Annotated in this window: 11 protein-coding genes; 2 read left to right on the plus strand and 9 right to left on the minus strand. The window is 36.4% G+C overall.

The window, feature by feature from the left end; all coding sequences use genetic code 11:
* The 6 genes from Q0162_RS13285 to Q0162_RS05190 form a co-directional block, all read right to left on the minus strand.
* Nucleotides 1-118, minus strand: a 118-nt coding sequence (locus tag Q0162_RS13285) for a type IX secretion system membrane protein PorP/SprF (RefSeq protein ID WP_367272167.1), incomplete at its 3' end; no start/stop codon positions are given.
* 272 nt (nucleotides 119-390) lie between these two features.
* Nucleotides 391-1,665 (minus strand): serine hydroxymethyltransferase, encoded by a 1,275-nt coding sequence (gene glyA, locus Q0162_RS05170; RefSeq protein ID WP_297890059.1) that lies wholly within the window; start codon nucleotides 1,663-1,665, stop codon nucleotides 391-393.
* 69 nt (nucleotides 1,666-1,734) lie between these two features.
* On the minus strand, nucleotides 1,735-2,235 hold the full coding sequence (locus Q0162_RS05175) for a GNAT family N-acetyltransferase (protein WP_297890061.1): 501 nt from the start codon (nucleotides 2,233-2,235) through the stop codon (nucleotides 1,735-1,737).
* Entirely contained in the window at nucleotides 2,232-3,008 is a 777-nt protein-coding gene (gene dapF / locus Q0162_RS05180) for a diaminopimelate epimerase (protein WP_095900920.1), read from the minus strand. The genes Q0162_RS05175 and dapF overlap by 4 nt, the downstream gene beginning before the upstream one ends.
* Entirely contained in the window at nucleotides 3,008-3,850 is an 843-nt protein-coding gene (locus Q0162_RS05185; RefSeq protein ID WP_297890066.1) for a phosphatidate cytidylyltransferase, read from the minus strand. The genes dapF and Q0162_RS05185 overlap by 1 nt, the downstream gene beginning before the upstream one ends.
* A gap of 3 nt (nucleotides 3,851-3,853) precedes the next feature.
* Nucleotides 3,854-4,438, minus strand: a complete 585-nt coding sequence (locus Q0162_RS05190; protein ID WP_040362017.1) for an LUD domain-containing protein — start codon at nucleotides 4,436-4,438, stop codon at nucleotides 3,854-3,856.
* Between the two features lie 177 nt (nucleotides 4,439-4,615).
* Here Q0162_RS05190 and Q0162_RS05195 point away from each other — a divergent pair, with 177 nt between their 5' ends.
* Nucleotides 4,616-5,383 carry a Rossmann-like and DUF2520 domain-containing protein gene (locus Q0162_RS05195; RefSeq protein ID WP_297890070.1) on the plus strand — a complete coding sequence of 256 codons (768 nt, stop codon included), beginning with the start codon at nucleotides 4,616-4,618 and terminating at the stop codon, nucleotides 5,381-5,383.
* Nucleotides 5,364-5,879 (plus strand): HAD family hydrolase, encoded by a 516-nt coding sequence (locus tag Q0162_RS05200; RefSeq protein ID WP_297890072.1) that lies wholly within the window; start codon nucleotides 5,364-5,366, stop codon nucleotides 5,877-5,879. Before Q0162_RS05195 ends, Q0162_RS05200 begins: the two co-directional genes overlap by 20 nt.
* Nucleotides 5,880-5,949: 70 nt before the next feature.
* On the opposite strand, the gene Q0162_RS05205 is transcribed toward Q0162_RS05200, so the two are convergent.
* From Q0162_RS05205 to Q0162_RS05215, 3 genes are all read right to left on the minus strand, one after another.
* A complete protein-coding gene (locus Q0162_RS05205) occupies nucleotides 5,950-7,122 on the minus strand; it encodes a porin (protein WP_297890074.1) in 1,173 nt (390 codons plus the stop codon).
* Between the two features lie 70 nt (nucleotides 7,123-7,192).
* Complete coding sequence (gene ansB / locus Q0162_RS05210; RefSeq protein WP_297890077.1) at nucleotides 7,193-8,251, minus strand: L-asparaginase 2; 1,059 nt, start codon at nucleotides 8,249-8,251, stop codon at nucleotides 7,193-7,195.
* Between the two features lie 45 nt (nucleotides 8,252-8,296).
* On the minus strand, nucleotides 8,297-9,622 hold the full coding sequence (locus tag Q0162_RS05215) for an anaerobic C4-dicarboxylate transporter family protein (protein ID WP_297890079.1): 1,326 nt from the start codon (nucleotides 9,620-9,622) through the stop codon (nucleotides 8,297-8,299).
* Between the last annotated feature and the right edge of the window lie 199 nt (nucleotides 9,623-9,821).

A 9,821-nucleotide genomic window follows, 5' to 3' on the forward strand; every position in this document is an offset into this window, starting at 1 on the left:
ACCCTGGATTAAACAACATAGTGTTATACATATACTGAGTATATTGAGACTCTTGCTGAGCGAAAATCTCAGTACAGAATAACATCGTTAGTACTGAAAACAACGTTTTTTTAATCATAATAAAATCGTCTTTATATATTTGCTATTGATTTTTAAATAGTTATAGCTTTTAGTTAGCAGCTATAACTCGGCAAAGTTACATCTTTTTATTGAAAAATGAGTATTTTTGTATAATTTTTTTTTATATAGTTGATATTTTTCTCTATTGTCTAAAATACACAAGTATGTAAATGATTATGTGTGAACATCTTATCACTTTTTATTAAAAAAGAGGCACTCTATTTAGAGTACCTCTTTTTTACAAAAAAAAAATCAATTTGTGATTTTTTCTTAATATGCAAACAGAGGTCTATTTTCCATGAAGTTATTCACTTCGTCTGCAATTTCCTCTAGCATTTCATCATTGGCACGATGAGTAATAGCACGGTCTATAAAATCGGCGATGCGTTCCATATCAGCTTCTTTGAGCCCGCGGGTAGTGATAGCTGAGACACCAACTCTAATACCACTGGTTACAAAAGGAGAACGAGTATCAAAAGGTACCATATTCTTATTCACTGTAATATCAGCTTTACCGAGAGCTTCTTCAGCTTCTTTACCACTTACATCTTTATTTCTCAAATCGATAAGCATCAAGTGATTATCAGTTCCTTTAGAGATGATATCATACCCCTTATCTAAAAGAATAGAGGCTAACTTACGTGCGTTCTTCTGTACTTGAATAGCGTAATGAAGAAAATCATCAGAAAGAGCTTCGCCAAAAGCAATAGCTTTAGCAGCAATGATGTGTTCTAAAGGACCTCCTTGGTTACCAGGGAATACGGCACTATCGAGTAAAGAACTCATCATTCTTACTTCTCCTTTAGGAGTCTTGATACCAAAAGGATTCTCAAAGTCTTTCCCCATCAAAATAAGACCACCACGTGGACCGCGCAGGGTTTTATGAGTGGTAGTAGTTACGATGTGGCAATGTGGAATTGGGTCATTTAACAATCCCTTAGCTATAAGTCCTGCAGGGTGTGCAATATCGGCAAAGAGAATAGCTCCTACTTCATCAGCTATTTCTCTAAATCGCTTAAAGTCTATATCACGAGAATATGCAGAAGCGCCTGCTACTATCATTTTAGGTTGCTCACGTTTGGCTATTTCCAATATATTGTCGTAATTGAGTCGTCCTGTTTCTTTTTCTACTCCATAGAATACAGGTTCATACAATCTACCTGAAAAGTTCACAGGAGAACCGTGAGTAAGGTGACCACCGTGAGAAAGATCGAAGCCGAGAATTTTATCTCCAGGTTTAAGGCAAGTAGCGTATACAGCTGCATTGGCTTGCGAACCACTGTGAGGTTGTACGTTTGCGTATTCAGCACCAAATAGAGCTTTAGCACGGTCAATAGCGATTTGCTCTATTTCGTCAATCACTTCACAGCCACCATAATAGCGTTTACCAGGGTAACCTTCAGCATATTTGTTAGTAAGTACTGATCCAGCTGCTTCCATTACTTGGTCACTTACAAAGTTTTCAGAGGCTATAAGTTCAATACCTAACACTTGACGCTCTCTTTCGTCTTCAATCAGTTCAAAAATATCAATGTCTCTTTGCATATTAAAATTATTTTGTTGTTTGAGTTATTTGAAAATTTTAATTTTCTGGGCAAATGTAGTACTTTTTTTTTATCTACCAAAAAAAAGTTGGTATAGTGCTACATCTTTATACTTACCTTGACTATAAAGCCAATCCTTTTGTATACCACTACAAGTAAAGCCTATTTTTTCAAAGAGAGCTATACTCACTATATTATCAGTAGGAATGTATGCAATAAGTTGATGCAAATCTAAGTATTTTTGTACATTGGAAATGAGTAACTGTAAGGCTTTTTTAGCATATCCTTTCCCTTGATAATTGGGCAAAAGTGCTATTCCTACAGCTGCTCTGTGATGTTTGGGACTAAAATCGTATAAATCTACACAACCCAAAGGCTCTTCATTGAGTGCTATCACATAACGATATTGTTTAGCTTCATAAATATCTTGATGAGCGTGTTGTATATAGTCCTGTAACAAATGTTTAGCAAAAGGCAATTGAGTTTCACTCACCTCCCACAAACTCTCTTCATTTTCTAAGTGATATAAGAAATCTATATCTTCAGGTTCTAAAGCTCTTAATTTTATCATTTTATTACTCCTTCAAACACAAATTGAGCACTGCCACTTAAATAGATATTCTTATACTCCTCGGCTACCCTATCAAAACTCACTTGTAAATCACCTCCACGAGTGTGTAGTGTAATAGTTTGTGCTTTTGTTTGTTTGGTGTGATACAATGCTATTGCAACAGCAGTAACGCCTGTACCACAAGAGTAAGTTTCATCTTCTACACCACGTTCGTAGGTACGCACCTTAAAACTTCCATCTTTTTTGCTTACAAAATTCACGTTGCTACCACCTTTATCGGCGTAAAGAGTGCCATAACGTATAGCAGCGCCTTCGGGTTTTACATCCACAGTCTCTACATCGTCTACCCATTGTACGTGGTGAGGTGAGCCTGTATTTAAGAATACATAGCCTTGATGTTCTTCTACTGATGTTACATTTTTCATTTGCAAATGCACATAGTTATCACCTTCAATGGTTGCGCGGTGCTCACCATCAATAGCTATAAATAGTGTTTCTCTTTCTATTACCCCCAACTGTTTAGCAAAAGCTACTACACAGCGTCCACCATTGCCACACATTGTACTTTGGCGTCCATCGGAATTGTAGTATACCATACGAAAATCATACTGAGAATCATTTTCAAGCAGGATAAGACCATCGGCACCAATGCCGAAGCGTCTATCGCACAAGTGAGCTATAAGTTTTTCGTTATCTTTAGGAAAAGTTCCTTCGCGATTATCAATCATCACAAAGTCATTACCTGTTCCTTGATATTTATAGAAATTCATCATTAAAATAGTTCAAAAATAAGAAGGGTGAAATAAGCAAAAGGAGAAGCAAAAATAAGGCTATCAAGACGGTCGAGCAAACCACCGTGTCCTGGCAATATTGTTCCACTATCTTTCACATTAGCAGCTCGTTTGAAGCTAGACTCTACTAAATCGCCTAAAGTACCTGTAATTACTAGAATGATAGCTAACACTAACCATTGCCATAGAGGGTGAGCGCTATAGTATGAAATAGCAGTAGCGATGATCATTGCTCCTACGAGCCCCCCTAGGAAACCTTCTATAGTTTTTTTAGGTGAAATACGTTCAAAGAGTTTGTGTTTACCAAAAGCTCTTCCAGTGAGATAAGCAAATGTATCACTTGCCCATATAATGCACAAAAGTCCAATCATTGTGATTTGCGACTGATTATTAAAAAGGTATTGGAATAAGTAATTAACATTTGTATTATTTTCATTTTTATAGATAAGAGGTACAAATATGCAGCCTCCACCTATATAGAGCAAGCTAATGAGTAGCTTTGTATTATTACTTTGTTTACGAATTGGAGTTTTCTCATTGAAAAGCATCATTATGAGATATATATTGGTAAGCAAAGTGGCCAAAAGCAATATGTAAACAGAAAAAGGATATGTTCTTAGATGGATAAAAAGCCACCAAACTAATAAAAAAAGTAAGAATATATGTAGTTCTTTAAGTCTGATGAGCATTTTAAACTCAAACAAGCAAATAATACCAAAAGACAAAAATAAGAAGTCGAAAGCATCGGGGTTAAGCATAATTGCTGATAGCAATAGGAAAACATAAATAAACCCCGTAATCGTTCTTTTGAATAGTTCGTTCATAAATTATTGTTTATCAATAGGTAAATCTTCTAACAGAATAAGATAGGTTTTCTTAGAGCTTGTACCATAATTCGAAATCGTTTGGGTATCAGGATTATCGGTAAAGCTCTGCAAAGTGATGAGCCCTGTAGGGATATGACCTATATATTTTTTCTTAATACCTTTCATTCCCTCTGGAATATCCTTTACCATCTGACTTGTTTTAGCAAAAATGATAAATACCTCTGGCAACTCATCCATTTTTCGGTGTTTTAGCTGGTGAGAGGAGAGCATTATTCCTCCGAGAGAAGTTATAAGATACTCACAGTCTATTAAATATACATTAGAAGTTTCTATATCGGATGTAAACATTGGGCTGTGTTCCTCAAACATTTCATTGATTATAGGCGATGCATTGCTACTCATTTTCACATAAACGCCTAACTCTTTCAATATATTGCGAAAGACCTCTTGCACCTCAAGATCTGAAGTACAATAGATAAACTTACCACCATTTTTGGTAAAATTCATTGCAAATTGCTCATCTTCCGTAAGTTGCTGGGGTGGTTCTATGTTATTACGTTTAAATATCTTAGCGAAAAAATTCATTTCTACACTATAAAATAATGTGTTATCTACATATTTTTTTGCAAATATATACAAAATAAATGAATCTATGCATTTTTTCAAAAAAAAGATGTCATTACATAGGTAATAAGGTACTAGAGGACAAGATTTGATAATTGGAAAAATTATCCCTACCTTTGCCCCATCAAAAAAACTTGTATGGCGATACACATCAATATCATAGGTGCTGGCAATATGGCTTACCAACTCACACGTGCGTTCTACAATCATCCTGAGGTGCGATTGCAGCAACTATATAACCGCAGTGAGTTAAGTCCTGAGTTCAATGCTTTTGAAATAGAAAAAACGCATAATCTCAGCCTTTTGCGCCCTGCTGATGTGTGTATTATCACCGTGAAAGATGAGGCTATCACTGAAGTATCAGAAAAAATACCTCTTGAAAATCAATTGGTGGTACATACCTCGGGCAACACTTCTATTGAGGCTATTGACTCTAAAAATAGGCGAGGTGTATTCTATCCCTTACAAACGATGAATAAACAAACAATTGTAGATTTCGAGAAAGTACCTTTTTGCTTGGAAGCTGAAAATACTAATGATTTCTACCTACTACAACGTTTGGCATCTTTGCTTTCCACAAAAATATACGCACTGAACAGTTATCAACGCAGAGTACTACACCTCGCTGCTGTGTTTATGAACAATTTTAGTAACCATTTGGTATATATAAGTCAGCAGATATGTAAAGAAAACGAGGTGCCTTTTGAAATTCTACAACCTCTCCTCAAAGAGACTTTTGCAAAACTGCAAAATACTTCAGCTTTCGATGCTCAAACAGGGCCTGCAAGACGCAACGACTCTCTAACTATCTCTAACCACTTAGCGATGCTTAATGATAACTATAAAGAAATATACGATATTATCACAAAATCAATAATAAACACTTATGGAAGAAAAGAATTATAAAGAAAAACTGAAAGACATTACTACTTTTATCTTTGATGTAGATGGTGTTTTTACTAACACTCAAGTACTTGTAGATAACGATGGAGACCTATTACGCAGTACAAATATGAAAGATGGATTTGCTTTGAAGACAGCTATTGCAAAAGGTTATACTGTATGTATTATCACAGGAGGCGGCAATGTGGGAGTACGCAAACGCTTTGAAAACCTTGGCGTAACTGATATTTTTATGCTTCGTCACGAGAAACTTGAGACTTTTTTAGAGTACCAAAAGAGTAAAGGACTTAAAACAGAACAAATTCTCTATATGGGAGATGACATTCCTGATATTTCTCCTATGAAACACTCTGGTTTAGCTACTTGCCCTCAAGATGCTGTATCCGAAGTAAAAGCGGTAGCTCACTACATATCTCACCGCGATGGTGGAGAAGGGGCTGTACGCGATGTGATTGAACAAGTGCTAAAAGTACGTGGCGACTGGTTTGATTTCAATTAACAAAAAGCTGCTCAAGAAAAGTTATTTTTTTTGAGCAGCTTTTTGTATTGATTTATTTATTAGCTAATTATTAGAACGCTTTGATGCGATACATCAAACCGAGGCTCACGCGATTGGTATCTTTTGTTATATTTGTATTTTTATTATCCTGACTTCTTCCTATATAAGCCAAGAAGAAACGCAAGTCTTGTTTTTCAAAAGGCAAATATTCAACTCCTGCATAGTAGCCTATACTTTTAAGTTCATTATTAGGTAAATCACTTTTAGCAGTTTCATACATACCTTGAGCAAAGATATTCCAATGAGGTACAGGTTGATACTCAGCTTTTAGTACAAAGCTATTGTACTTGGCATCTTTTACTGGGGTTGCTGTTTTTCCATTAGCACTTAAAGGGGTATAGTTCAATCTATCTAATTGTTCATTAGCCATCATATAATCAAAAAAGACTTGGAACTTAGGTAAATTAAGTTTGGTACCCAACATCAACATCCAGTTGTTATAACCAGCAGCTTCACTTTGCAAACCTCCTCCCCAACGAGTTTGGATAAGATTATCAAACAAATTACCATTCCAATTAAAAATGTAGGTTAATGGAGCTTTGCTTGCATTGATTGTATTTGTAGCTGTTCCATAAATATCCGCAAATTTATCATTACGTACATCAGTAATTTGGAAGTTAAACTCGTGATTTTCGTTAGGAGCATAAGTAATCATTGCTCCTAACATAAAGTTATCCATATTGTCAACAAAGTCAGAATATTCATAGATGTTCATTGGGTTTAAATCAAACTCAAAACCACCCCACGCTTGACACATCTTACCTGCAGTAAGTGTCCATTTATCGTCTAAACGGAAACCTGCGTAAAGCATATCGGTAGCTTTGGCGAGATTATCCAAAGAAGTTGCTGCATTTGATTTATTCAAACGATGGCGGAAACGATAGAAAATACGGTCGGTAATATCTCCTCGAACCTCCAATCGCAATTGGCGTGCTTTGAATTGCGCAGTCATATCTTGGTCTTTTTCTTTTTCAACATCAAAACTACTTTGAAAGTTGAAATACATATTGAACTTTTTATGAATAGGCTGTTCTCCTTCATTTTCAGGCATAGGCAGAGGCGCAGGATTAGCTTTTAGCTGGTTTATTTCTGCCCTCAATTGATTGATTTGGTCTTGCAAATCTTGTTGTGCGGTGGCAACACCTCCTACTAGGAAGCTCATTGCCAATAATATTCTTTTCATAATAAGGTAAAAGGTAAAAAGTAAGAGATAAGAGGTGATAATTAAAAATACCTCTTATCTCTTACTTGTTTTAGTATTCATTAAAATATTTTTGGATTTGTTTCCAATCTTTGGTTTTAGTAAGTGCTAACATCAGTAGTACACGAGCTTTTTGTGGATTGAGTGCTTGTGAAGCTACAAATTGATATTTAGCATCATCTACCTCGGCATCGAGAGTAGTCGCTCCTGTAGGTACACGTGAAGAACGTACAAACTGAATGCCTTGTTCTCTAGCTTTCACTGCCAAATCAAAGATAGTGTGATAGAGGTTACCATTACCTACTCCAGCGTGTACAATGCCATCAAATTTAGCGTCCATAAAGGATTTCATTGGCAATTCAGACACATTAGAATAACTATATACAATACCTACTTTAGGCAATTCTTTTAAATTATCTACATTGAAAACGGATTGATAAGTGTGTTTGTTTTCAGGAGTGCGGTTAAAGAACACTTTGCCGTTGTGAATATAAGCTAATTTGCCATAATTAGCACCTTGGAAAGTTTCTACAGCAGTAGTATTGGTTTTAATGACATCTTTGGCATCAAGTACAATATCGTTCATACAAACCATTACACCGCGCCCCATTGCATTTTTATCGGCAGCAGTTACCACAGCGTTGTAAAGATTCATAGGTCCATCGGCACTCATACCTGTTGCAGGGCGCATTGCCCCTACCATTACTACTGGTTTTTTACTGTGAACAGTAAGGTTGAGGAAGTAAGCCGTTTCTTCCATTGTATCGGTACCGTGAGTGATTACAACACCGTCATAACCTTCTTTGTTGAGCAATTGGTTGATACGTTTGGCAAGGGTAAGCCATACCTCATCATTCATATCTTGTGAACCAATTTTTACGATTTGCTCACCACTGACGTTGGCTACATTTTTCACCTCAGGCACAGCTTCTAAGAGTTGGTAAATACCGAGTTCACCAGCCTTATAGTTCGTTTCAGTATTTGATTTACTTACCCCAGCGATAGTACCTCCAGTAGCTAAAATACGAATCTTTGGCTTTTGTTGCGCAAAGACAGCCACAGACATCATCAACAACAATGAAAGGGCTAATTTTTTCATCAATGTTATCATATATATTTGGTTTTTAGTTTCTAGGTTTTAGGCTTAGATTTAAGCTTACATAAACATTATTATTAAATAACCTACTGTAATAGCGACAATAGTTGCTACGAAACCAGGTATTTGAAAAGAGTGGTTCAGCACATACTTACCGATACGAGTTGTACCCGTTCTATCAAAATTGATAGCAGCAACTACAGTAGGATAGTTAGGAATAAAGAAATAACCATTTACTGCAGGGAACATAGCTACAAGAGCCATTGGATGAATACCTAAAGCAATTCCCAAAGGATAGAGCGTACGCACTGTTGCTGCTTGACTAAACAAAAGAACAGACATTACAAAAAGTGCTACTGCAAAGAGGAAAGGATATTGGGTAACGATTTGTTCGATGTGCATTTTGAAGAACTCAATATTACCATTGAAGAAAGTATCTCCCATCCAAGCTATCCCAAAAATAGCTATCACTGCTTGCATACCTGCAATAAATACAGAACCTTTTACTGCTTTATTGATGTCTACTCGAGCAAAAATAATCATCAAGCCAGCAATAGACATCATTATAATTTCGATGAGCTGAGTCATTCCTATTCTTTGCATTTCTCCATTTACCTCAAAAGCAGGGCGTAATGTATCAATAGAACCAAAAAGCACAATAGAAAGTACTCCCATAAGGAAAATAATCACTGACGTTTTTGCTCTTTGTTGGTCTTTCTCACTTTCTTGCCCAGCAGAGTGATTTTCTTTTTCTAGCAAACCTTCTTTTAAACGACGCAAATATTCAGGGTCTTTTTCGAGAGGTACGCCCATAAATCTCACTGCTATAGCTCCCACAATTACCCCAATAAGGGTTGCAGGAATACAGACCATTAGTATATTACCAAGTGTAATACCTTTGCTTCCTAATAGTTCAGCAGAAAGCAAAGCAGCCGTTGCTGCCGAAATAGGGCTGGCAGTAATGGCTTGTTGCGAAGCGATTACTGAGATAGAAAGTGGACGCTCAGGTCGCACTTTGCTATCGGTAGCTATTTCAGAAATAATAGGCAATAGTGAATAGGCAATATGTCCTGTCCCTGAAAATAAAGTGAAAAAGTAGCACACTATAGGCGCTAAAAAAGTGATCATAGAAGGGTTTTTACGCAGGATTTTCTCGGCCACCTTCACCAAGTAGTCCAAACCTCCTGCTGCTTGCAAGGTAGCAGCAGCTGTAATCACTGCTACAATAATGAGCATTACATCAATAGGAGGGTTACCTGGTTTGAGCCCAAAGCCAAAAACCAAAATACCCAAACCTATCATACCAAAGATACCAAGCCCGATACCTCCTACTCTAGCTCCTATAAAAATAGCAAGAAGCACTACTAACAATTCAATATAAATCATATTCAATTAAGAAATCATAATTATGGCTCAAAGGTACGAAAGTTTTAGAAAACAAAAAAAGAAAAATACGATATTTTTTAACAAATATCGTATTTTTCTTAACAGATAAGTATATCCTTTATGATAACTATCGGAGATTGAGGCTATCTGAACAAAGTGAAGTTACCATAGAACTCGCGTTTGTCGTACAATTGATCGT

The organism is uncultured Capnocytophaga sp. (genome assembly GCF_937936315.1).
In the GTDB taxonomy this organism is placed as follows: Bacteria; Bacteroidota; Bacteroidia; order Flavobacteriales; family Flavobacteriaceae; genus Capnocytophaga.